General features: G+C 35.6%; 18 protein-coding genes and 1 rRNA gene. 16 read left to right on the top strand and 3 right to left on the bottom strand.

Going from position 1 to position 22,960, the window contains the following annotated elements:
• Positions 1 to 19: 19 nt before the first annotated feature.
• The 5 genes from ABD692_RS07940 to ABD692_RS07925 all read left to right on the top strand — a co-directional run bounded on the left by ABD692_RS07940 (position 20) and on the right by ABD692_RS07925 (position 3,517).
• A complete protein-coding gene (locus ABD692_RS07940) occupies positions 20 to 1,687 on the top strand; it encodes a beta-N-acetylhexosaminidase (RefSeq protein ID WP_344766108.1) in 1,668 nt (555 codons plus the stop codon).
• A 250-nt stretch (positions 1,688 to 1,937) separates the two neighbouring features.
• Positions 1,938 to 2,414: an RNA polymerase sigma factor gene (locus ABD692_RS07935; RefSeq protein WP_344766107.1), complete on the top strand. Its 477-nt coding sequence runs from the start codon at positions 1,938 to 1,940 to the stop codon at positions 2,412 to 2,414.
• 1 nt (position 2,415) lies between these two features.
• A complete protein-coding gene (locus tag ABD692_RS07930) occupies positions 2,416 to 3,012 on the top strand; it encodes a hypothetical protein (protein WP_344766106.1) in 597 nt (198 codons plus the stop codon).
• Positions 3,013 to 3,095: 83 nt separating this feature from the next.
• Complete coding sequence (locus ABD692_RS20940; protein ID WP_425567339.1) at positions 3,096 to 3,197, top strand: SHOCT domain-containing protein; 102 nt, start codon at positions 3,096 to 3,098, stop codon at positions 3,195 to 3,197.
• Positions 3,198 to 3,277: 80 nt separating this feature from the next.
• Complete coding sequence (locus ABD692_RS07925) at positions 3,278 to 3,517, top strand: hypothetical protein (protein WP_344766105.1); 240 nt, start codon at positions 3,278 to 3,280, stop codon at positions 3,515 to 3,517.
• 11 nt (positions 3,518 to 3,528) lie between these two features.
• On the opposite strand, the gene ABD692_RS07920 is transcribed toward ABD692_RS07925, so the two are convergent.
• On the bottom strand, positions 3,529 to 3,930 hold the full coding sequence (locus ABD692_RS07920) for a thiol-disulfide oxidoreductase DCC family protein (protein ID WP_316764000.1): 402 nt from the start codon (positions 3,928 to 3,930) through the stop codon (positions 3,529 to 3,531).
• A gap of 357 nt (positions 3,931 to 4,287) precedes the next feature.
• On the opposite strand from ABD692_RS07920, the gene pyrR reads away from it, so the two are divergent.
• The 11 genes from pyrR to ABD692_RS07865 all read left to right on the top strand — a co-directional run bounded on the left by pyrR (position 4,288) and on the right by ABD692_RS07865 (position 20,763).
• A complete protein-coding gene (pyrR, locus tag ABD692_RS07915) occupies positions 4,288 to 4,833 on the top strand; it encodes a bifunctional pyr operon transcriptional regulator/uracil phosphoribosyltransferase PyrR (protein ID WP_316764003.1) in 546 nt (181 codons plus the stop codon).
• A 7-nt stretch (positions 4,834 to 4,840) separates the two neighbouring features.
• A complete protein-coding gene (locus ABD692_RS07910) occupies positions 4,841 to 5,770 on the top strand; it encodes an aspartate carbamoyltransferase catalytic subunit (protein ID WP_316764007.1) in 930 nt (309 codons plus the stop codon).
• Positions 5,771 to 6,047: 277 nt separating this feature from the next.
• Positions 6,048 to 9,074 carry a tetratricopeptide repeat protein gene (locus ABD692_RS07905; RefSeq protein ID WP_344766104.1) on the top strand — a complete coding sequence of 1,009 codons (3,027 nt, stop codon included), beginning with the start codon at positions 6,048 to 6,050 and terminating at the stop codon, positions 9,072 to 9,074.
• Positions 9,075 to 9,078: 4 nt separating this feature from the next.
• Positions 9,079 to 10,776, top strand: a complete 1,698-nt coding sequence (locus tag ABD692_RS07900; protein ID WP_344766103.1) for a porin family protein — start codon at positions 9,079 to 9,081, stop codon at positions 10,774 to 10,776.
• Positions 10,777 to 10,829: 53 nt separating this feature from the next.
• Positions 10,830 to 12,200, top strand: coding sequence for an HU domain-containing protein (locus tag ABD692_RS07895; RefSeq protein ID WP_344766102.1), 1,371 nt, complete (start codon positions 10,830 to 10,832; stop codon positions 12,198 to 12,200).
• Positions 12,200 to 12,904, top strand: a complete 705-nt coding sequence (locus tag ABD692_RS07890; RefSeq protein WP_316764018.1) for a MotA/TolQ/ExbB proton channel family protein — start codon at positions 12,200 to 12,202, stop codon at positions 12,902 to 12,904. The genes ABD692_RS07895 and ABD692_RS07890 overlap by 1 nt, the downstream gene beginning before the upstream one ends.
• Positions 12,904 to 13,305 (top strand): ExbD/TolR family protein, encoded by a 402-nt coding sequence (locus tag ABD692_RS07885; protein WP_316764022.1) that lies wholly within the window; start codon positions 12,904 to 12,906, stop codon positions 13,303 to 13,305. Before ABD692_RS07890 ends, ABD692_RS07885 begins: the two co-directional genes overlap by 1 nt.
• Positions 13,305 to 14,120: an energy transducer TonB gene (locus tag ABD692_RS07880; protein WP_316764025.1), complete on the top strand. Its 816-nt coding sequence runs from the start codon at positions 13,305 to 13,307 to the stop codon at positions 14,118 to 14,120. The genes ABD692_RS07885 and ABD692_RS07880 overlap by 1 nt, the downstream gene beginning before the upstream one ends.
• Positions 14,121 to 14,229: 109 nt before the next feature.
• Complete coding sequence (locus ABD692_RS07875; RefSeq protein ID WP_344766101.1) at positions 14,230 to 15,519, top strand: bifunctional folylpolyglutamate synthase/dihydrofolate synthase; 1,290 nt, start codon at positions 14,230 to 14,232, stop codon at positions 15,517 to 15,519.
• A 68-nt stretch (positions 15,520 to 15,587) separates the two neighbouring features.
• Positions 15,588 to 17,243: an alkaline phosphatase PafA gene (gene pafA / locus ABD692_RS07870; RefSeq protein WP_344766100.1), complete on the top strand. Its 1,656-nt coding sequence runs from the start codon at positions 15,588 to 15,590 to the stop codon at positions 17,241 to 17,243.
• A gap of 148 nt (positions 17,244 to 17,391) precedes the next feature.
• Positions 17,392 to 20,763 (top strand): methylmalonyl-CoA mutase family protein, encoded by a 3,372-nt coding sequence (locus ABD692_RS07865; RefSeq protein ID WP_316764033.1) that lies wholly within the window; start codon positions 17,392 to 17,394, stop codon positions 20,761 to 20,763.
• Positions 20,764 to 20,814: 51 nt separating this feature from the next.
• Here the strand turns inward: ABD692_RS07865 and ABD692_RS07860 are convergent, their stop codons facing one another.
• Positions 20,815 to 21,795, bottom strand: a complete 981-nt coding sequence (locus ABD692_RS07860; RefSeq protein ID WP_316764036.1) for an acyl-ACP desaturase — start codon at positions 21,793 to 21,795, stop codon at positions 20,815 to 20,817.
• 929 nt (positions 21,796 to 22,724) lie between these two features.
• Positions 22,725 to 22,836: ribosomal RNA gene (rrf, locus tag ABD692_RS07855) — 5S ribosomal RNA — on the bottom strand.
• Positions 22,837 to 22,960 lie beyond the last annotated feature (124 nt).

Raw genomic sequence — 22,960 nt, 5'->3', positions numbered from 1 at the left:
AAAGGAAAACCATTCTATTATGAAGAAGATTATCTTTTTGTTTTTATCATTTGCTTTTTGCAACAGGCTATCTGCTCAAGAAGTAAATATTATCCCGCAGCCAGTAAGTATTAAGACTGGATTAAGCACAGAAAAATTTATTATTGATAAAAGCACAGAAATTATTTCAAGTGATTCTTTGTCCAACTCAGCTTTATTTCTACAAAGTTATATTCAAAAATATTACGACCTAAAACTTCGGATTAACCCAAATTCAACAAGTAAGAAAAATATAATCAAACTAGAAATAGTTACGCGATTACTAAAAAGTTCGAACGAATATGAACTTGTAAGCAACTACGATCAAACAATAATTTATGCCAATTCTGAAAATGGACTTTTTTATGGTGTACAAACTTTAATTCAATTGCTACCTGATGTAAAATCAGCATCGCTTCAAATTCCAGCGGTTTCCATTACAGATTATCCCCGCTTCGATTACCGTGGAATGCATTTGGATGTTAGCCGCCATTTTTTTGATGTAGAGTTTGTAAAGCAATACATTGATTATTTAGCCCTACATAAAATGAACTATTTCCATTGGCATTTAACCGATGACCATGGCTGGAGAATTGAGATTAAGAAATATCCAAAACTCACAGAAATTGGCGCCTGGCGTGATGGTAGTATTGTTGGATTGTGGCCAGGAAAAGGGAATGAAAACATTAAATATCAGGTTTTGCCAACAGGGATTAATATTACTCCAAAAGATGCCGTGATTAAAACGGATGGGATTAAACATGGTGGCTTTTACACACAAGAACAAATAAAAGACGTAGTTGAATACGCTGCTAAACGCTACATCACCATCATTCCAGAAATCGAGATGCCAGCCCATAGCATGGCTTTGTTGGCGGCATATCCCGAATTAGGAACAGAGCCCAACAAAAAATATGAGGTAGCCCAAACCTGGGGCATGATGAATAAATACAATAACGTTTTGCAAGCATCAGATACTACATTCAAATTTTTAGAAAACGTATTAACCGAAGTAATGGATTTATTCCCATCGCAATACATTCACATCGGTGGCGACGAGGCTTCGAAAGTTTGGTGGAAACAATCAGCTGTTTCGCAACAAATTATGAAAGCAAATGGGCTTAAAAATGAGAGTGAACTGCAAAGTTATTTCATCCAAAGGATTGAGAAATTTGTAAATAGCAAAGGCAAAACCATTATCGGCTGGAACGAAATTCTACAAGGTGGCCTGGCTCCAAATGCTATTGTAATGAGTTGGCAAGGCGAAAAAGGTGGTATTGAGGCTGCAAAACAAAATCATAAAGCCATTATGACTCCTGAAAACAAAATGTATTTCAACCACGGTCAATTTGCAAAAGAAGATAGCTTAACCGCAAGTACACCATCTTTACTAGCCGATGTTTACAACTACGAACCAGTACCAGCAGAATTAAATGCAGAACAGGCAAAATACATTTGGGGCGGACAAGGTTGTTTATGGAGCGAGTATATTACCAATCCAGCAAAAGTGCAATATCAATTATTTCCGCGATTAGATGCCTTGAGCGAAATTTTATGGAGTCCAAAGGAAAAACGCAATTACCCTGATTTTCAAAAACGCTTGAAAACACAGTTTAAACGTTATGATTTAAGGCGAATCACTTATTCCAAGCGTTACCTAGAAAATTAATTTTCATTTTCTGTAATTTATTAATGCCCAATGCTTACTAACTGTTCAAATAAATTTAATAAGCAATGGATAACCGAAACTCAAAATTTGCCCTGACAGGATTTTTACTTATAATCGCCAGCCTAGAAACTACATCTCCGTACATAAAATATTTTCTTATAACGATGGCTGTTATATTTTTAATACGAGATATCGCCCGCTATCAAAAGGACTTTAAAGCCAATCGTTTATTAAAAGGTAAATAAGCAACATGATTGAAAAATCTTACCTAAACAAATTGGAAGAACATAAAGGTATTATCTATAAAATGATAAACCTTTATGCCGATGATGGAGAAGACCGTAAAGATTTGTATCAGGAAATTATTTACCAAAGTTGGAGTGCCTATCCGCGTTTTAAAGGCGAGGCAAAATTCTCTACCTGGCTCTACAAAATCAGTCTAAATGTTTCGCTCTCTTTTTTGAGTAAAAAGAAAAAACAAATTCAAATCAAGAATCCTGATTCGTTCGACTATTATTTCGAACCTCTAGAATTATCAGAACGGGCAGACTGGCTTTACCGATGCATCCGAAAGCTAACAGACATCGACAGAAGTATAATTATGCTGCATTTAGACGGCTTCGACAATACAGAAATTAGCGAAATGATTGGTTTATCACGGAATAATACAAATGTTAAACTTCATCGCATTAAACAACAACTGGCTTCACTTTTAACAGGGAAATAAAATGAACTTAGAACAAGAATGGCAAAACCTTAGTACCGAATTTAATAGCAAAGCAGAAAAAATCGATATTACAAAAATTAGTATCGACGAAAAGTCTCATACGCTGCTGCAAGATTTATTGTTTAAACTAAAATGGAAACTAAGGTGGATTAGAATTATAGATATTCCAATTTTAGTGATGGCTTTTATTGCTAAAGGCGACTTAAGGTTTTTACTCTTATTCGTATTTATCACCTACGAAACATTTAGAGCACTCGGTGTAATCAAGTTCAAAAAGATTAAAACTGCTGTTGATTATAATTCGAATACCAAACAGGTACTTATCGATAATTACAACGCAATTAAAGAGATTTTAAAGGGAGAATCTATTTATGGATACATTTTTTTACCTCTTGCTGGGCCAACAGGATTGTTAGCTTATAAACTTTACGTACATCAATCTTTTGAGAAAATAATTGGCCTGCCAGGTTTTTTACCCCAAATTTTGATACTGACTCTGGTGGGCATACCGTTTATTTTTATTGCAAAGAAAATGAACGACAGTATTTTTGTTAAACCATTAAACGATTTGAAAAACAAAATAACCGAACTTTCTTAAAATTCGATCTAAACCATTTTGACAACAATGATGCAATTCATTGCCCAAATTGTAGAACAATTATTTCATAATCATTTTATTATATACATCGCTTTATTCAGTTTGTTAAGCTCCTAGTAAATGAAGGCATTATAACACAAGATGAATTTGATGCTAAGAAAAAAGAATTGTTAAGTCGATTTTAATTCTTAACCATCAAATCTACATGCTTTTTTAGCTAAAAGACCAAAGAAATTCTCACAATACTTAAACCAAATATTATAGTATGAAAAAAGTTATCGGAGCATTAATTGTTTTACACAGCATATCATTTATTGGTGTTTTGATATTAAGAGTTTGGGATATTTACCTAATAAGCATAGATAAAATTATTAATAGCGGCTACACAATTGGCCTATTGGGTGCTTTAATCGTTATTTTAATTATTGCATATGGCGCATTTTTCAGCAGCAATGGTAAAGGATATTATAAGAAGATCGGCAACAATGCACATCCAAAGTTGTAAGAAAAAATAACTTAGTCGTAAAATTTATTTTTTAGCGCTGGCGTTGGTACCCAGCAAGTTTCCTGCTTGCCCCACCATTTGTAACGGTTTTTAGCAACAAGATCATAAACCCAATCGCGGATAAACTTAGGCACAATAATAAACCCGTAAAGTAAGGGCCAAATACCCTTTAGTTTTTTAGCTACACGTAACGCCGAAGACGATTTTGTATAAAGTTTACCATCTTCCAATAGCAATGTTGAGTTTAAACTGCTCGGATTTACATTGAATTTTGGTAAAACCACTTTCGCATAATCACCTTGTAAAGCACTGAATTTGAAATAATTTTCTTGATCATGCTCAATTACAAACTGAACCGAAGCATTGCAAAGGTTACAAACACCATCGAAAAAAATTACTGGTTGCGCTTTCATTATGATGTAAATTTACACTTTTAGCCTGAGGAATCTAAACCTGGCAGCAACCGAAATACTTTTAAAATTGCAGCAGCCACGGATATGGAGTCTTGCTGAGGCACGAAGCATCTGCAACCGATGAAACAGATGCTTCAGCCCCCAGCAATACAGAGGTTTTTAAAAGATTGTAGTGAATGACAGGACTGCTGGAACCGATAAGCACAATAAATTGCTTTTCAAAGAATTGAAATTATAGAAGTTATTTATAGATTTTAATATTTGAAAATGAACATTTTAGCAATATGAAGTTAAAACAATCTAACTTCACCTTTCCTACCTTAAAACATTTTTATATATTTGCCCAATCCTTCTTCAATGCAAAAGAAAACACTTCTTGACGGACAAAAAATTCAAATTACAATTAAGAGGCTTTGCCATCAATTAATTGAAAACCACGACGATTTCGCAAATACCGTTTTAATTGGCATTCAGCCTAGAGGCCCCTTTTTAGCCGATCGAATTCAAACTGAACTTCAGGGTATTTTAAAAAGCAAGAAAATTTTAAAGGGAAACCTTGATATTACTTTCTTTAGAGACGATTTTCGCCGTAAGGACGGTTTGGTAACAGCCAGCAGTAATTCAATAGATTTTATAATCGAAGGTAAAAAAGTAATCTTAATCGACGATGTACTTTGGACAGGCAGAACAATAAGAGCAGCGCTTGATGCTTTGCTTGCTTATGGCCGCCCGGAAAAAGTTGAATTATTGGTTTTAATTGACCGTAGATTTAGCAGACATTTACCAATAGAACCCGATTACATTGGCTTACAGGTAGATAGCTTAAACTCGCAGCATGTAAAAGTTACCTGGGCGAGTGAAGGAGCAGAAGACAAAGTTTTATTATTATCAGATAAACAATAAGTAAAAAATGGCAGCAGACAAACTATCAACCCGACATCTTTTAGGCATTAAAGATATTAACCGGAATGATATCGAATTAATTTTCGAAACTGCAGATAATTTTAAGGAAGTGATTAACAGACCTATTAAAAAGGTTCCTTCGCTTCGTGATATTACCATTGCCAACATTTTCTTCGAAAACTCTACCCGTACAAAACTTTCATTCGAACTTGCCGAAAAAAGACTTTCGGCAGATGTTGTAAATTTTGCAGCCTCTTCCTCATCTGTAAGCAAAGGCGAAACCTTAATTGATACGGTGAACAACATTCTATCGATGAAGGTTGATATGGTTGTAATGCGTCATCCGTACGCTGGCGCTGGTCAGTTTTTAAGCAGACACATTAAAGCTCAAATTGTAAACGCTGGAGATGGCGCACACGAACATCCGACACAAGCATTGCTTGATGCTTTTTCAATACGCCAGAAATTAGGAGATGTTGCAGGTAAAAAAGTTGTAATTGTTGGCGACATTTTGCACTCGAGAGTTGCAATTTCGAACATACTTTGCTTACAACGTTTAGGTGCAGAAGTTATGGTTTGCGGTCCGACTACGTTAATTCCTAAGTACATTCATCAACTGGGTGTTAAGGTAGAGCATAACTTAATTAAGGCCCTAAATTGGTGCGATGTAGCAAACATGCTTCGCATTCAGCTAGAACGTCAAGACATTAAATATTTCCCTTCGCAAAGAGAATATGCCATGATGTACGGCTTAAATAAACAAATTTTAGATAACCTGGATAAAGAAATCATTGTAATGCACCCTGGCCCGATTAATCGAGGTGTAGAGATTACCAGTGATGTTGCAGATAGCAAGCAATCAATTATTTTAGAGCAAGTAGAAAATGGTGTTGCTGTTAGAATGGCCGTACTTTATCTATTGGCAAGTCAAGGATAAATTGGTTCATTAGTCATTGTTTACTAGCGATCGACATAATTTAGTAAATTAGACTTTGATTAATTGTTAACTTACTTCACAATTGATCGCCTAGCTAGTTCGGCTCATTGCACAATGACCATTGAACCTTGAAAGAGCTTAATTTTCCACATTTACATTTCTTCCATACCAATTCGAAAATCCATTCGTTAAACTTGTGTTATCCACAGATGTTAATTACTTCTGTTGATAAGCATTGATACTATTTATAATTTAGTACCAACCATATTTGAAACCGATGCAAAATAAATACTTACTAATTCCGCTATTTTTAGCAGGAAGTTTTAGCACTTATGCGCAAGTTAGCGCTGTGCAAAACCTCAATAAAAACTATCAGACGGGCTTAGAATTATTAGACAAAGAGAAATATACTGCTGCTTCGCAACAGTTTAAACTTGTTGAACAACAACGTTTTAAACCCGCTTCTCAATCAGAAAGCAATGCCGAATTATCTTTATTAAAAGAGAATGCAAAATTCTATGCTGCCGTTTGTGCTTTAGAATTAACCAATACGGATGCCGAGAGCTTATTCCAGGCATTTATTCGCGATTATCCGTTAAATCCGAACACAAAACTGGCTTACTTTTATGTAGGTAAAACATATTTCAATCAAAAAAACTACGAAAAAGCATTAGAGTGGTTTGAAAAAACCGATCCTTCTACCCTTTCTGGTAAACAAAGAAATGAGTACCAGTTTAAACAGGGTTATGCTTATTTCCAGTTAAAAAACTATGATAAGGCTGAACCGCTTTTTGAAAAAGTAAAGAAAGAGGAAGGTGAATTTAAGGAAAGTGCGACTTACTACTTTGCTTACATTAACTACCTGAATAAGGAGTATAAAACGGCCTTAGCAAATTTCGAAAAACTAAAAGGCTCGCCAACTTACGAAGCTAGTTATCCTTATTACATCACTTCGATGTATTATTTAGATGAGCGTTACGATGATGTAATCAGCTATGCGATACCTGCAATGGCAAAAACCAAACAGCAGTTTGAGCCTGAAATGTTAAGTTTAGTTGCTGCTTCTTATTTCGCAAAATCTGATTTTAAAAATGCAGAAAAGTATTTCGCTGAATTTTATGCTAAAGATAAAAGCGATACTAAAAACAACTTATTTATTTACCAGTATGGCTACTCTTTGTTTCAAAATAAAAAGTACAAAGAGTCTGTTGCTATTTTAGAAAAACTAAATACCGACGATGTTTACCTTCAAAATGGTATGCATACTTTAGGTAAGGCATTTATTCAACTTGGAAATAAAGAGAAAGCACAAAGTGCATTTTTCCGTGCCTCACGCTTGGATTTTGATAAAATTATCCAGGAGGAATCGTGGTTAAATTATGCTAAATTAAGCTACGAATTAAATTTCCATCAACAAGCATTAGAGGCTACACAAGGCTTCCTGAAACAATTTCCAAAATCAAGAAAAATTAACGAAGCTAAAATTTTATTAGGCGAGGTTTTATTAACCACTAAAAATTATCAGGCAGCTGTTGATATTTTAGAGCCTATTCCTGATAAAAATTTAGAAGCAAAAGAAGCTTATCAAAAAGTAACCTATTTCCGTGGATTAGAATTTTATAACGAAAGAGCCTTCCCTAATGCTTTATCAATGTTTTTACGTTCTGAGAAATTCCCAGAAGACAATGAGATTCATGCATTAAGTACCTACTGGAAAGCAGAATCAATGTACGAGCTACGGAAATTCGGAGAAGCGGTTACCACTTTCGAAAAATTCTTAAAAATGCCCGATGCTGATAAAACTGGTGTTTACAATTTTGCAAACTATGCTTTGGCCTACTCGGCTTTCGAAGATGAAAAATATGGCAAAGCAGCCACCTATTTCGAACGCTTTTTAGCTGGCAGTGATAAAGATCAGAAAACAATTGATGATGCAACCATTCGTTTAGCCGATTCGTATTTTGTAAATAAAAGCTATGGCAATGCCATGAGCAATTACGATAAAATTATTAGTCGTAAAACAAGTGCAGAAGATTATGCTATTTTCCAAAAGGGCATGATTCAGGGATTGGAGAATCAATACGATACAAAAATTGCAACCATGCAAAGTTTGTTGCAAAAATTCCCTAATTCAAACTACGCTGATGATGCAGGTTTTGAAACGGCCTACACTTACTTCAATAAAGGCGATTTAGAGAAATCAAAAACCGATTTAGTTGGTTTAGTGGCTAAATATCCGCACAGCAGTTACGTACCAAAAGCGTTGGTTACCATTGGTTTGGTTCAATACAACCAAGATCAGGATGATGCTGCCTTAGAATCCTTCAAAAAGGTAATTCGCGATTATCCAAGTGCCGATGAAGCTAAGCAAGCCATGGAATCCATCAAAAACATTTATGTAGATAAAGGTGATGCTAATGGTTTTATTACTTACGCTGGTACAACACCGCTTGGTAACTATTCAAATGCAGAACAAGATAACATCGTTTTTGCTGCTGCCAATACGTTATACTTAAAAGGTGATGCAAATGGCGCACTACAGGCTATTAATGCTTATTTTGATAAATTCCCTAAATCTATTCACGATAAGGAAGGCAAGTTTATCCGGGCAGAATCTTTAGTGAAACTTGGTCGTCCAGATGATGCAATTGCAGATTACGAATATATTTTAAATGATTGGTCGAGCGATTATACCGAACGTTCGCTCTTAAGTATCTCGAAAGTTTTTCTTGATCAGAAAAAATATAACGAGGCAATAGTTTATTTAAAGCGTTTAGAAACGACTACTGATTACAAAGCGCATTACAGTTATGCCATCAACAATCTGTTAAAAGCTTATACAGCGCTTAACTCTCCTGATGATATGATTAAATATGCTCAGCTTACTAAAGGATCAGAAAAAGCATCAGAAGAAGAGAAAAACAGTTCTGGCTTATATGCAGGTAAAGCCTACTTATTAAAAGGCGATACGACAACGGCTGTAAAAGAATTTAAAAATGTTGTTGCGAGCACTAAAACAATTGCAGCTGCAGAAGCTAAATACAATCTGGCGTTTTTAGAATACACCAAAGGTGATTATAAAACATCATCCAAAACCTGCTTCGATTTAATTAACAATATGGCATCTTACGATTATTGGGTAGCTAAAGCTTTTATCCTGTTATCTGATAACTATGTTGCATTGAAAGATAATTTACAAGCAAAAAGTACGCTTTTAAGTATCATCGATAATTACGACAACAAAAAGGATGACATCATCCCTACAGCAAAACAAAAATTAGAAAAGTTAAACCCGAAGAAGTAAAATCATGAAGTCGATTAAATATATATACAGCTCATTGTTTTTCCTTGCTGCAGGTTTAGTAACTGTTCAGGCACAAGAAAAAAAACAAGAAGAGAAAGCAACGGTAAGTGAAGAAATTGAAGTTGTCCGTCCGTACAAACCAATATTAGCAGAAGCGGTAAAGCTTAGAAGAAGCCCAAACCTGGATGATGTTAAAACTTATAAAGCAAAACTTAATTATAGTGTTACAGAAAGAAAATTAGAAATAAACAGCGACATTCAGAAACTACAGGCGCAAGCTTTGGTTGATGAAAAACAAAGCGAACTGGTTAACAATTATGTAAAAGGTGGCTTTGGTTCGTTAGCAACTTTATTAGGCGAAGTTTATGTAAATATAGGTCGCGATCCAGCCTTACAACTCGGTGGTTACTTTAAGCACTTTAGTCAGGAAGGCAAACTAAATAAACAAAATAGCAGCAATCAGCAATTCAGTGTTTTTGGTCGTAGTATTATGGCTGAGAATACCATTAGTGGCCGCATTAATTTCGAGCGTAACGGTTTGTACTTTTATGGTATTGATGATGCCCGCCCTACTTTAAACCCAAATCCACAGAAACAGGCCTTGACTTTATTCGAAGCGGAAGGTGAGTTAGTAAAAAACTATAAAGAAGACGAAAACGATTTCAGCTATGCATTGAAAGCTAATGGCTACGTTTGGAATGATAAATTCAGTGCAAAAGAAAGCTATCTAACCTTAAATGGTTATTTAAATAAAAGGATCAGCTCTTTAAACTTAGGCTTAGCCGCTTCAACAGAATTTGGGAATACAAAAGACTTAACGACAAGCGTTGGCAACAATTTATTACGTTTAAATCCTTACATCCGCTTACAGGTTAAAGGCGCAAAAGTTACGGCAGGGATTAACTTTGTTCAGGAGTTTGGTGCTTACAGCAGCTCTAGAATATTCCCAGCGGTTACTGCAGATTTTACTTTAATTCCTGATTATTTACAAGTTTTTGGAGAGGTTAAAGGTGATGTTACCCGTAACTCTATGAAAGGCTTTACCGATGAAAATCCATGGCTAAACAGCAATATTCTTGTTAAAAACACAGTTGAGAAGTTAAGCATCAGTGCTGGTGTTAAAGGAACTGGCGGACCTGGTTTTGGATACAAAGCTCGTTTCTATATAAAACAAGTTGAAGACATGCCTTTATTCATCAATAACTTTACCGATTTTAATAAGTTTGATGTGATTTATGATTTCGGAACCGCTAAAGTAACAGGCTTGGAAGGTGAAATTTCTGTTCAGGTTAGCGATGCTTTAAAATGGACTGGTAAATTAAATATCGATGATTATAAACCTGCACAAGAAACTTACAGCTGGTTTAAACCAGGTTTAAAAGTAAGCTCAAACTTTGTTTATACTTATAACAAAAAATTAAGCTTTAACGCAGCCGTTGTAATTCAGGATGATGTAAAAGCAAAATTAAATAATTCTGCTCCTGTAGCTCCATCGCAATATTTAATTCCAAACCCAGCAATAGAATCTATTGTTACAGTTAAAGGTTTTGTAGATTTAGGGGTTGGTGCAGATTACCGAATCAACAATAAATTCTCTGTTTTTGCAAAAGCGAACAACATCTTAAACAAAAATTATAACAGATACTTATTTTATCAGGTAAACGGCTTTAATATATTTGGTGGACTAACCTATTCGTTTTAAACACATTAATTTATTATTGTGTTGATTTAGAATAAAACGCTAATTTTACCAGAATGGACATCTTATTATACCTTTCCGAACTCTTAAAGCAACAATCCTCGGTTGGCATTGCCGACCTGGGTACTTTTTACAAAAAGAAATTTGCTGGCAGATACGATAAGGAGAAACAATCGTTTTTACCACCAGGTTATACATTGCAATTTACAGCAAGTTTAAAGGAAGAAAATTTACTTCCCGATTTTATTGCTGCTAAAAGAAATATATCTAAGGAAAGTGCAGAATATTATATTTCTCAATTTGTAGAAGAAACAAATAAAAAGCTTGAAGTTGAACATGAAGCGGTATTAGAAAATATAGGCCGCTTATTTTATACAGAACATGAGGGCTTAAGTTTCGAGCCCGTTAATAATGTTAATTACGGTTCTGAATTTTTTGGTTTACCAGATGTCACAGAAACCCAACTTGTTGACGAACCTGAAAAGGCCTCCCAGAGTGAAAAAAGCGTAGAGCCTCTTGATGCTGATACGAATGAAGAAGAGGTTTTTGAAGAAATTGCGGAAGCGCCAATACATATTGAAGAAGATAAAAAAGCTGAAGAACAGGTTTTTCCTATAATAGAAAATATCGAGCTTGATGAGGTTAAAGATGATTTAAAACATACGTTACCCCGCAATCAGGAAGTTGAAATTATTGAAGTAGAGCCAGAGGAAGTCAAAATTCCACTTGCAGAAGAGCCAAAAACTTATCTTAATTTAAATGAGGATGACGCAACAAAACAGTATGTTTCTGAAGCGCCCGAATTTATAAAAGAGCAACATGCCGAACATCCTAATCGTTTCGGACATGATCCTTTAGCAGAAGAAATTCTTCAGGAAGAAGAAAAATCTGTCTGGACGAAAGTTTGGATTGGCGTTGCAATTCTCATTGTTGTTGCAGCAATTATTTATTTTGCAAAACCCGATTTGTTTAACAAATCAGAACAAGTTATTGCAAAACCTGGCACGATGACATTAGATACTGCTAAAGCACAGAAAATCGATAGTGCCAAAGTTAAGCAGGATTCAATTGCAAAAACAGATAGCATCTTAAAAGCAAATCAGGTTCAAAGCAAAATAGATAGTCAAAAGGCAAAATCTATTGCAGCAGTTAGCCCACAAAAACCAGTTGAAACACCACAAAAAACAGGTGTTATAACATACGAAATAATTGGTGCTTCTTTTAAAACAACTAAAAAAGCAGAGCAATTTGTTGCACAAATGAAAGGCTACGGATTAAAAGCTAAAATTGTACCGATAGAAGGACCATACAAAAAAGTTAGCATTGCTTCTTTTAAAACAGAGAAAGAAGCACTTGATGCCCGACCAGAATTAAGCAAAAAAATAAGAATTAAAGAATTAGATATTAAACAGATAAACACACCATAATGATTGCATTATTAATTCAAGATACCACACAAGTATTACAGGATACCGCAAACGCAGTAAATCCAGCACTATCTCAACCTGCACCAGAATTGCATTTTATCGATTTGTTGTTTAAAGGTGGCTGGGTAATGGTTCCTTTAGCTTTCTTAGCTTTTTTAGCCTTGGTTATTTTTGTTGAACGTTATTTAACAATAAAAAAAGCAACTAAAGACGAATCAAACTTAATGGGCCAGATCAGATCTTACATACAATCTGGAAATTTAGAAGGTGCTTCTGCTCTTTTGAGAAATAATAATTCTCCCCTTTCTCGCATGTTGCAAAAAGGATTAAAACGCATTGGCAGACCAATAAAAGATATTGAAGGTGCAATTGAAAATGTTGGAAAACTTGAAGTTTCCAAACTGGAAAAAAACATCAGCATTTTAGGAATTGTAGCTGGTATTGCACCAATGCTGGGTTTCGTAGGTACAATTGTTGGGGTTATCACCATTTTCCACCAGGTATCAATTAAAGGTGCTATCGAAATCGGCACCATTTCTGGTGGTTTATATACCAAAATGATCACTTCAGCTACTGGATTAATTATCGGTATTATCGCTTATGTTTTATACCACATTTTAAATATAATGGTCGAAAAAATCATCCTTAAAATGGAAACCGATGCAATTGACTTTATTGATTTATTAGAAGAACCAGGTAAATAATGAATTTAAGAAAAAGAACAAAAGGCTCTGTAGAAGTACATACATCGGCATTAAACGATATTATGTTTTTCCTGATGCTGTTTTTTCTATTGGCATCTGCGGTAGTAAATCCTCAGGTAGTTAAGTTATTATTGCCGCAGTCATCAAGTGGACAACAATCTACAGCCAAAAAAGCAGTAACTGTAAGTATAGACGAAAATTTAAATTATTTCGTTGATAAAAAACCTGCAACAGCAGAAAGTTTGCAATCGGCAGTAGAAGCTTATCAAAAACTGGCTCCAGATATGACTATAATTTTATATGTGGCTAAAAATGTTCCTGCAGAAAACATTATGGTTGCCTATGATGTGGCAAACAAACTGAAATTAAAACTTGTTTTAGCTGTAGAGCCTAAAAAGTAATGAATTACAAAGAAGAAAATAATTATCCAAAAGCAGTAGCAATATCCTCTGGGATAATGGCGCTATTGCTTGCAATTAGCTTTTTAATTGTGATTAATTCCTTCGAACCACCTGAAGATTTGGGCATGGGCGGTATGGTTGTAAATTATGGAACAGCTGAAACAGGAATGGGTGATGATTATACAAGTATTGAAGAACCATCTGCAGATCCTAATGCCAATAATAAAGCTCCCGATAAAGTTGTACCCGAAGAAAAAGTAACCGAAAACACGACTGTTGAAACTGGTGATAAGGAGATTCAAACACAAAATACAGAAGAGGCCATTAGCGTAAATACAAAACCGACAAAAACGGCTACAAAAACCCCGACTACGGCAACTGAAGAAAAACCTTCAAAACCTGTAATCAATCAAAATGCTTTATATAAAGGCAAAAAGAGTACTGGCCAGGGTGGTGGCGATGGAACAGGTGATACCCCGGGAAATCAAGGCTCGAAAAACGGCGATCCGCTTGCTAATAACTATGGAGAAGGTGGTTCTGGTTTTGGAAATAAACCCATTGAATTAAGACGCTTTTCTAATTTGGTTACCCCTAAAGATGATGGCCAAAAAACAGGCAAAATTGCCATCAGAATTTATTTCAATAAATCGGGTGATATTACAAGAGCCAACCAGGAATTAAAAGGTTCGACCATTACAGATACAGATTTGGTTAACAAATGTATTCAGGCTGTATTAAATTCTACTTTAAATAAATCAGATATTGGAACCGATAACCAGACTGGGGTTGTCGTATTTAACTTTAAGGTGAAGTAAATATTTTATGGTCTGTGAAATGCAGACCATATCTACATTCAATATCAATTCATAATCTTTCCATTTCTTTTCATAATAATAATTTGTCAGCTTATATTTGACAACTATTATGAACTACCAGCAAACACTCGATTTTTTGTACAGTAAACTCCCTATGTTTACTCGTGTTGGCGCATCAGCTTTCAAAAAAGATTTAACCAATACCATCATTCTTTGCGAAGCTTTGGATAACCCTCACCAAAAATTCAAAAGCATACATGTTGCTGGTACAAATGGCAAAGGCTCAACATCGCACATGTTGGCTTCTGTTTTACAGGCGCAGGGCCTTAAAACAGGTTTGTATACCTCCCCTCACCTAAAAGATTTTCGTGAACGAATTCGTATAAATGGACAAATGATTAGCAAAACAGAAGTCAAATCTTTTGTTCAGGCTAATAAAAAATTAATTTATAAAATAAAGCCTTCATTTTTTGAAGTTACGGTTGCTATGGCTTTCGAACATTTTGCAAAACATAAGGTGGATATTGCCGTAATAGAAGTCGGTTTAGGAGGGCGCTTAGACTCGACAAATATCATTACCCCAGAAATATCTGTAATTACCAATATCAGTTTAGATCACACCAATATGCTTGGTAACACCCTTGAAGAAATTGCTGGCGAAAAAGCAGGTATCATTAAAAAAGGTATTCCGGTAGTTATTGGTGAAACTCAGGCCGAATCACAACCCGTTTTTAATAACAAAGCCACAAGTGTAAAAGCACCAATATATTTTGCTGATAACTTTTTAAAAGCACAAAATATTTCAGTTAAAAGTAGCAAGCTAAGTTTATCGGTTTACGAAAACAATCAAATTAAATATGCTGATCTTAAAAGTGATTTAACTGGTCTATATCAACCAAAAAACATAATTACCGTATTGAAAACACTCGAAGTTTTTAATCAGACTACCAAAACAAAAATCGTAAAACAAGCTATTTATGATGGCTTGAAACAAGTAAAAAAATTAACCCAGCTTCAGGGTCGCTGGCAAACATTAAGCAAAAACCCTTTAGTAATTTGCGATACTGGGCATAATGAAGCTGGCATAAAAGAAGTGATTAAGAATATCGAATCTACACCTCACAAAAATCTTCACCTGGTTTTTGGAATGGTAAAAGATAAGGATATTACCAAAGTGCTGTCATTAGTTCCAAAAAATGCCACTTATTATTTCTGTAAACCGGATATTGAACGGGGACTCGATGCTAAAGAGCTGCAAGAGCAGGCCCGTGCTTTTAATTTACGAGGCGATTATTTTAATTCTGTTCAGGAAGCAAAACAGGCAGCAATAAATAAGGCAGATAAAGATGATCTAGTTTTCATCGGTGGAAGTACGTTTGTAGTTGCTGAAGCGATATAAAAACTTTACAGAAAGTTCAAACAATCTTCATCTAAAAATTCTACTTTTAGCTTTTAAACTAAAATAGAATGAAGAAAATTTCTTGCTTAATTGTTTCCCTATCCATCCTCTCCCTAACAACTGTTTCAGCTCAAACTAAAAAAGCAGCTCCAACCGCTAAAGCCTTTCCTGCAGATGTTGCACGACCAAAATTGGTTGTAGGTTTAGTAGTCGATCAAATGCGTTGGGATTATCTATATCGTTATTACAACCGTTATTCAAACGGCGGATTTAAAAGATTAATTAACGAAGGTTTTTCGGTAGAAAATACATTCATTCCTTATACACCTACATATACGGCAGTTGGCCATACAACAATTTATACCGGTTCAGTTCCTGCAATTCATGGTATTGTGGGTAACGATTGGTATAATGTAGAAACTAAAAAAAATGTTTACTGTACTGAAGATTCATCAGTGGTAACGGTGGGTAGCACACCTTCTTCTGAAGGAAATATGTCGCCAAAAAACCTTTTGGCAACTACCATAACCGACGAATTAAGATTGGCAACCAATTTCAGAGGTAAAGTTATCGGTATTTCCCTTAAAGATAGAGGCTCTATTTTGCCAGCTGGCCATGCAGCAAATGCGGCATATTGGTACCAAGGCAGCACAGGTAACTGGATTACGAGTTCATATTATATGAAAGAAGTACCAACCTGGATTGCTGATTACAACAAATTAAAACTTGCCAATAAATTTTACGCTAAAAACTGGGAAACCTTATATCCAATAAATAGCTATGTAAATAGCACAAGCGATGAGAAAGCTTACGAAGGTAAATCAAGTACTTTTCCGCATATGCTTACTCAAAATGTCGATAAAAACTTCGATGCAATCAGAAGCACACCTTATGGTAATACAATCACTTTAGACTTAGCTAAACTGGCAATCCTTTCCGAAGATTTGGGACAGGATAACATTACCGATTTCTTGGCCGTTAGCTGCTCGGCAACAGATTATGTTGGTCATGCATACGGACCAAACTCTATCGAAGCAGAAGATACTTACTTACGTTTAGATAAAGACTTTGAAGAATTTTTTAATTATCTGGATAAAAAAGTTGGTAAAGGAAATTATACTGTTTTTCTAAGTGCCGATCACGGTGTTGCTCATGTTCCAGGTTTTATGAAAGAAAATAAATTACCTGGTGGAACAGTAAGCGATAGAGATATTGTTTTTAAGCTTAATGGATTTTTAAACGATAAATTTAAGGTAAATAATGTTGTTCTTAAATCAATGAACAATCAAATCATTTTCGATCACGATAAAACCGATAACGGAACCGTAAGTTTCGATGTAATCAAGGCTGCGTCAATCGAATTCTTGAAAAGAATGGATGGTTTTGCCAATGTAGTAGACATTTCCAAGATTTCGATAGCAACAATACCTGAAATTCAGAAAAAAATGATTACTAATGGTTACAATGCAAGAAGAAGTGGCGACTTGTATTACATATTAGATCCAAACTGGTTTAATGGTAGCAGCACAGGTACCACTCACGGAAACTGGAATCCTTACGATGCTCATATTCCTCTGGTATTTATGGGATGGGGAATTAAACCAGGCGCAACGAATAAAACGCATTACATGACAGATATTTCTGCAACCCTGGCAGCACTATTGCACATTCAAATGCCAAGTGGATGCGTGGGTGAACCAATTACCGAAATCACAAACAAATAAAACTAAGCCGACCTAACAGTCGGCTTTTTTGCTTTATTACAGTATCAATACCGTTAAAAAATGGGCAGATACCAAGTTATTATTACATTTGCATAGCCCGATATAATTTGAAAACAGAGCCGCTCTTCTGTTTCATTAAATAAATAATATGCAACAAGTAGAAATCTATAAACCCAAAAATAAAATTCGTTTTGTAACCGCTGCTTCTCTTTTCGATGGACACGATGCGACCATTAATATTATGCGCCGTATTCTTCAATCTTCAGGAGCAGAAGTTATTCATTTAGGTCATAATCGTTCTGTAGATGAAGTTGTAAATTGTGCCATTCAAGAAGATGTTCAGGGAATTGCGATGACTTCTTACCAAGGCGGACATATAGAATATTTTAAATATATGTTCGATTTACTTCAGGAAAGAGGCTCAGGACATATAAAAATATTTGCTGGCGGTGGAGGTGTAATTCTTCCTTCAGAAATTGAGGACCTCGAAGCCTATGGTATTTCTAAAATCTATTCTCCAGATGATGGCCGAAGAATGGGTTTACAGGGCATGATTAATGATATGTTAGAGAAAACTGATTTTGTAACCAAAAGCAGTATAACTGAAGAGTTAAAAACTATTCCTCAAAAAGACATTAAAGCCATTGCTGGTGCCATTACAGTTGCAGAAAACGATCCAGAGGGTGCTCAATCCTTCGTGGATGAATTAAAAAAATTATCAAAAAATAATAAAGCACCAATTCTAGGGATTACAGGAACTGGTGGTGCAGGTAAATCATCGTTAGTTGATGAACTGGTAAGACGTTTCCTCGTCGAAGTGAAAGATAAAACCCTAGCTATAATTTCTGTAGATCCATCCAAAAGAAAAACAGGCGGTGCCTTACTTGGCGATAGAATCCGAATGAATGCAATTAATAACCCAAGGGTTTATATGCGTTCATTAGCTACAAGGCAAGCTAATTTAGCACTTTCTAAAAACGTACAGGAAAGTATCGACATTTGCAAAGCCGCAGGATATGATCTTATAATAGTAGAAACCTCTGGAATTGGCCAATCCGATACCGAAATCACAGAACATTGCGATGTTTCGCTATATGTAATGACTCCCGAATTTGGAGCTGCAACGCAGCTCGAAAAAATCGACATGCTCGACTTCGCAGATTTGGTAGCAATTAATAAATTCGATAAAAGAGGTGCTTTAGATGCACTTCGCGACGTAAGAAAACAGTATAAAAGAAATCACAATATTTTCGATGCCAAGGATCAGGAAATCCCTGTTTATGGAACCATGGCCTCGCAATTTAATGATCCAGGAATGAATAATTTATTCGTTGCTTTAATGGAACAAATAAAATTAAAAACTGGAACAGATTTCAACGCTAAAATGGAACTTACCTCCGAACAATCGGAGAAGATATACATAATTCCACCAGATCGGATTCGTTATCTGGCTGAAATTGCAGAGTCTAGTCAAGCCTATAATGAGTGGGTTGATAAGCAATCAGGCATTGCCAGAAAAATGTATCAGCTAAAAGGCGTAATAGATTTAGCCAAAGAAAATACATCACTTTCCATCGGGCAAGGCTTAGAAGAAGCTTACACTCATTTTGAAGAGCAGTTAGATGGCGAATGCAGAAGGTTATTACGCCAATGGCCAGAAACCAAAAAGAGCTATAAAGAAGAGTTCTTCATTTATAAAGTTCGCGATAAAGAAATTAAACTTCCGTTATATTACGAGTCTTTATCCAAGCTGAACATCCCAAAAGTTTCTTTACCACGTTACGAAGATTGGGGCGATATTTTGAGGTGGTTATTAACCGAAAACTTGCCAGGAGAATTTCCTTACGCAGCTGGAGTTTTCCCGCTAAAACGCGAAGGTGAAGATCCAACACGTATGTTTGCAGGCGAAGGTGGACCAGAAAGAACAAACAAGCGTTTCCACTATGTTTCATTAGGTCAACCAGCTCATCGTTTATCAACAGCGTTTGATTCGGTAACTTTATACGGAGAAGATCCGCACATTCGCCCAGATATTTATGGTAAAATCGGAAACTCAGGTGTAAGCATTGCAACATTAGATGATGCAAAAAAACTATATTCTGGTTTCGACCTTTGTGCGCCATCTACTTCTGTATCTATGACAATTAATGGGCCCGCACCAATGCTTTTGGGCTTTTTTATGAATGTGGCCATAGATCAGCAGTGTGAAAAATACATTACTGAAAACGGACTGGAAGAAGAAACCAACAAAAAGATAGAAGCCATTTATAAGGCTAAGAATATAAGCAGACCAAGTTACAGCGGAAAGCTTCCAGAAGGAAATAACGGACTTGGCCTAATGCTTCTAGGCGTTACTGGCGATCAGGTTTTACCTGCAGATGTTTACGCTAAAATTAAAGCTTACGCCATCAGTTCCGTTCGCGGAACGGTTCAGGCCGATATTTTGAAAGAAGATCAGGCACAAAATACCTGCATATTCTCTACCGAGTTCGCTTTAAGAATGATGGGCGATATTCAGAAGTATTTTATTGATGAAAAAGTCCGTAATTTCTACTCCGTGTCAATTTCAGGTTACCACATTGCCGAAGCTGGTGCGAATCCTATTTCACAACTGGCATTTACCTTAAGTAATGGTTTTACTTTTGTAGAATACTATTTAAGCAGGGGCATGCATATAGATGATTTTGCCCCAAACTTATCTTTCTTCTTCTCAAATGGCATCGATCCTGAGTATGCAGTTATTGGTCGCGTAGCCAGAAGAATATGGGCTAAAGCCATTAAAAACAAGTATAAAGGAAATGATCGTTCGCAAAAATTAAAATATCATATTCAAACTTCTGGCCGTTCTTTACACGCTCAGGAAATCGACTTTAATGATATAAGAACAACTTTACAGGCACTTTATGCAATCTACGATAACTGTAACTCCTTGCATACAAACGCTTACGACGAGGCCATTACTACTCCAACAGAAGAATCGGTGCGTAGAGCAATGGCTATTCAATTAATTATTAACCGAGAGTTAGGTCTGGCCAAAAATGAAAACCCATTACAGGGTGCTTTCATTATAGAGGAACTTACTGATCTGGTTGAAGATGCTGTTTTAGCCGAATTTAAACGGATAAACGACAGAGGTGGTGTTTTAGGTGCTATGGAAACCATGTATCAACGCGGTAAAATACAGGAAGAAAGTTTATACTATGAAACCTTAAAACATACAGGCGAGTATCCTATTGTTGGTGTAAATACCTTTCTCAATAAAAATGGCTCTCCAACAATTGTTCCAGGCGAAGTAATTCGGGCTACTGAAGAAGAAAAGCAATATCAAATTGAAACCTTAAACGAATTTCAAAATAGAAATGAAGATCAGGCAGAAGTACTTTTAAAACAATTACAGAAATCTGCCGTAGCAGGTGATAATATTTTCGAACAACTAATGGAAATATGCAAAGTTTGTTCGTTAGGGCAAATTAGTAAAGCTTTGTACGAAGTCGGCGGACAGTACAGAAGAAACATGTAAAACAAAAAAGTCCCGATTTTCATCGGGACTTTAAAAATATTATATTTTATTTTAACCAGCGATCCAGCTAAATTTATAATCAATAGTAGGATTTTTCATTCGCTCTGCAACACGAAGCAACCTCGAAGGTAAATTCATGATGTAATCGCGAGCTTTTTCACCAGCTTCATCTAAATCACGCATGCCTTCAATTTTCCAATCAATAATTAATTGTTGCATAATATCAACATAATCAACAGCTGTGTAAACCCCTAAACGCTGTGCAGCATCTGTAAAATGGCCAAACGTTTGTCCAATTTTCAAGCCTACTTCACGTAAGAAATGTGCTGGCATTACAATTTTTTTACGCATCATATCCTCAAAGGCAAGCATCGCTTCATTAGGATCAACCTCAAAAATACGATTCATAAAATCTTTATATGCTTTAGCATGTCTGGCTTCATCAGAAGCAATCACACCACACATTTTAGATAATAAAGTATCGCCATCCTTTTTAGCTAAAGAAGCCACACGTCTATGTGAAACATTCGTTGCCAACTCTTGAAAAGAAGTATAAATAAAGTTACGATAAGGATCATGACCAGTACCAATATCAAAACCATCAGCAATTAAATACTGCGTAGAAATTTCCATTTGACGCATATCGACGCGTCCAGATAAATACAAATATTTATTTAATAAATCACCATGGCGGTTTTCTTCAGCAGTCCAATGACGTACCCATTTCATCCAGCCACCTTCTTCATCCTTACTGTGCCCATCCACCATAGCTAACCACGATTCGTAAGTTGGTAATGCCTCTTCAGTAATCGTATCACCAATTAAAACAGCTACTAAATCATAAGAAAGGTCTTTTGCATTATCCCTTAAATCCCTGATATCCTGATAAAAAGTTTCACTTGTAGAATCTGGTAAAAAATCTGATGGTTGCCAGTTAGTATCAATTGGTTTTAAGTAGGTACCCATAGATTCAAGCATATATTTTTCAATATGCATCATTACTTCCCTTCTTTTATCTGCAAAAAAGCTCATTATCTGTTATGTATTATCGCTAGCAAAGATAACCAAATATTACGGCAAATCTTTACAATATTAACATATTTGACTACAATCAGTTTTAAATATGATAGATATTATACCCTAAAACGGGTATTTTTTTTCAGTAAAACAATTCTGGTGCTTATGGGCCAATGCAGTCCTGCTGTTTGCTACAATCTTTTTGGCCGCTAGAAGTACCCGATCGTATAAAAGCCTGGAAACCCAAAAAGGATTTTCGCTACCATCAGGTTTAAAGCGCAATGCCAGATACTTTTTTTGAACCATTCATCCTGCCCAAACTATAAAAATACCTAATAACCCTTAAATGAAACTGGAAACCTTAGATGTCCTAAGATGTCTTAGCTGGTAAAATTGATATCCTGTTACCCTTAACTACTTTGGTCTTTTAGCTTTCTGCTTTGATCTTTAAGCTTTCAGCATAAACAATAGATCAATTGAAATCCCCAGCATTCTGCTTTAGTCTTTTAGCATCTAACAATCTGTGCTCTTCCCTTTAGTCAGAAGGAATTATATTAGTAATCCTTTAAATGAAACTGGAAACCTTAGATGCCCTTAGATATCTTAGCTGGTAAAATTAACATTCTGTCACCATCAGATTGATGCCTAACTTAAGCTTTCCGCTTTAAGCTTTAGTCTTCTAGCATCTAACAATCTGTGCTCTTCCCTTTAGTCTGAAGGAATTATATTGATAACCCTTAAATGAAACTGGAAAACTTAGATTCCCTTAGAATGTCTTAGCTGGTGAAATTAATTTCCAGTTACCCTTAACCACTTTGGTCTTTTAGCTTTCTGCTTTAGTCTTTTAGCTTTAATAAGCATCATACAAAAACCCTGTAAACCAAGAAACCCCTGCAGTTGTTACTACAAGGGTTCTTTTATTAATCTGCTTTTAGCAGTTTAAGATTTGGCACCGACCTACTCTCCCACGTGTTACCGCAGTACCATCGGCTCTGGTGGGCTTAACTTCTCTGTTCGGAATGGGAAGAGGTGGACACCACCGATATAGGCACCTAAATGTTTTTAAATAAGTGTTACGTTTTAAGTATTAGGTTTTACGTTTTTGAACGTACTACCTACAACTTATAACATACAACTTAAATGACATATTATTGAAAGAAGTTAAGTTTTGAAGAACAAA

This window comes from Pedobacter ginsengiterrae (genome assembly GCF_039537385.1).
Lineage (GTDB): Bacteria > Bacteroidota > Bacteroidia > Sphingobacteriales > Sphingobacteriaceae > Pedobacter > Pedobacter ginsengiterrae.
Note: the sequence above shows the minus strand (reverse complement) of the source record. Positions and strands in the feature narration are given on the sequence as shown.

Coding starts and splice junctions, on each gene's coding strand:
- ABD692_RS07940 (WP_344766108.1), top strand. CDS start 20: ATGAAGAAGATTATCTTTTTGTTTTTATCATTTGCTTTTTGCAACAGG.
- ABD692_RS07935 (WP_344766107.1), top strand. CDS start 1,938: ATGATTGAAAAATCTTACCTAAACAAATTGGAAGAACATAAAGGTATT.
- ABD692_RS07930 (WP_344766106.1), top strand. CDS start 2,416: ATGAACTTAGAACAAGAATGGCAAAACCTTAGTACCGAATTTAATAGC.
- ABD692_RS07925 (WP_344766105.1), top strand. CDS start 3,278: ATGAAAAAAGTTATCGGAGCATTAATTGTTTTACACAGCATATCATTT.
- ABD692_RS07920 (WP_316764000.1), bottom strand. CDS start 3,930: ATGAAAGCGCAACCAGTAATTTTTTTCGATGGTGTTTGTAACCTTTGC.
- pyrR (WP_316764003.1), top strand. CDS start 4,288: ATGCAAAAGAAAACACTTCTTGACGGACAAAAAATTCAAATTACAATT.
- ABD692_RS07910 (WP_316764007.1), top strand. CDS start 4,841: ATGGCAGCAGACAAACTATCAACCCGACATCTTTTAGGCATTAAAGAT.
- ABD692_RS07905 (WP_344766104.1), top strand. CDS start 6,048: ATGCAAAATAAATACTTACTAATTCCGCTATTTTTAGCAGGAAGTTTT.
- ABD692_RS07900 (WP_344766103.1), top strand. CDS start 9,079: ATGAAGTCGATTAAATATATATACAGCTCATTGTTTTTCCTTGCTGCA.
- ABD692_RS07895 (WP_344766102.1), top strand. CDS start 10,830: ATGGACATCTTATTATACCTTTCCGAACTCTTAAAGCAACAATCCTCG.
- ABD692_RS07890 (WP_316764018.1), top strand. CDS start 12,200: ATGATTGCATTATTAATTCAAGATACCACACAAGTATTACAGGATACC.
- ABD692_RS07885 (WP_316764022.1), top strand. CDS start 12,904: ATGAATTTAAGAAAAAGAACAAAAGGCTCTGTAGAAGTACATACATCG.
- ABD692_RS07880 (WP_316764025.1), top strand. CDS start 13,305: ATGAATTACAAAGAAGAAAATAATTATCCAAAAGCAGTAGCAATATCC.
- ABD692_RS07875 (WP_344766101.1), top strand. CDS start 14,230: ATGAACTACCAGCAAACACTCGATTTTTTGTACAGTAAACTCCCTATG.
- pafA (WP_344766100.1), top strand. CDS start 15,588: ATGAAGAAAATTTCTTGCTTAATTGTTTCCCTATCCATCCTCTCCCTA.
- ABD692_RS07865 (WP_316764033.1), top strand. CDS start 17,392: ATGCAACAAGTAGAAATCTATAAACCCAAAAATAAAATTCGTTTTGTA.
- ABD692_RS07860 (WP_316764036.1), bottom strand. CDS start 21,795: ATGAGCTTTTTTGCAGATAAAAGAAGGGAAGTAATGATGCATATTGAA.